General features: G+C 61.3%; 1 protein-coding gene. It reads left to right on the top strand.

What is annotated here, in order from left to right; genetic code table 11:
* Window positions 1-648 (top strand): DUF3363 domain-containing protein (locus tag EOA22_RS35270; protein WP_127390697.1); only part of this gene is annotated, 648 nt, incomplete at its 5' end.
* Between the last annotated feature and the right edge of the window lie 271 nt (window positions 649-919).

Here is a 919-nt window from a genome sequence, read left to right as displayed (position 1 = left end):
GCATATGCAGTCGTCGATGGTGTCGACGGACGCGTCCATCACATCCGGTTTCAAGATCTCGACGCAACCGGAGATTCCGCGCCGGGCTCGATCGTTGAACTGCGCCGCTACGAGGATGCAAAGGGCCGCGGTCGTGTCGCACTCGCCATCCGTTCAGACTTCTCCATCGAGGAGCAGATCAGTGCCGGCGGCGCGACTTGGCTCGACCGTCAGCTTGTCGCGAGCAAACCCGCCGAAATCGGGGAGGGCGGCTTCGGCCAGGAAGTGAAACAGGCGCTTCAGGTTCGCACCGATCATCTTGTCAAGGAGGGCCTCGCACGACACGAAGGTCAGCGCGTCATCTTCGCTCATAACCTGATCGACACGCTACGCGATCGCGAGGTGAACGCACTTAGCGCTCGGCTCGCGGCCGAGACCGGACTGCCGTTCGCGAAAGCTTCTGAAGGCGACGAAGTAGCTGGCATCTATCGACAGAGGTTTTCGCTCGTCTCCGGCCGCTTCGCGATGATTGATGACGGGCTCGGCTTCGGGCTTGTGCCTTGGTCGCCGTCTGTCGAGCGGCAGCTGGGAAAGCATGTTTCCGGCCTCATCGGTGCAGGGGGCGGAGTGGATTGGACCTTTGGAAAGAAGCGAGCACTTGGATTGTGAATCCAGACGATATCGTGCATCCGTGTCCTGCAGCGGAACTCCAGATCTGGTCAAACGGCATGCCGGTCGAAGTGATGATCGCCGCGCCCAAAAGCAGCCGCTCATTTAGTGCACCAAAGAATGGCTGCTGCGCCCGCGGGTGAGTTCGATCGAGTTCGCTAGGGTAAAGCGGAGGTCGCGTCCTGACGCAAGCGGTGCCGGCGAGACGGAACGCGCTTTGTGCGCGCGGCTGTCGCCGTCTTCCATTCCGCCTCGGAATAACAGCTGGTCG

It is taken from the genome of Mesorhizobium sp. M7A.F.Ca.US.014.04.1.1 (assembly GCF_003998745.1).
Taxonomy (GTDB): domain Bacteria; phylum Pseudomonadota; class Alphaproteobacteria; order Rhizobiales; family Rhizobiaceae; genus Mesorhizobium; species Mesorhizobium ciceri.
Note: the sequence above shows the minus strand (reverse complement) of the source record. Positions and strands in the feature narration are given on the sequence as shown.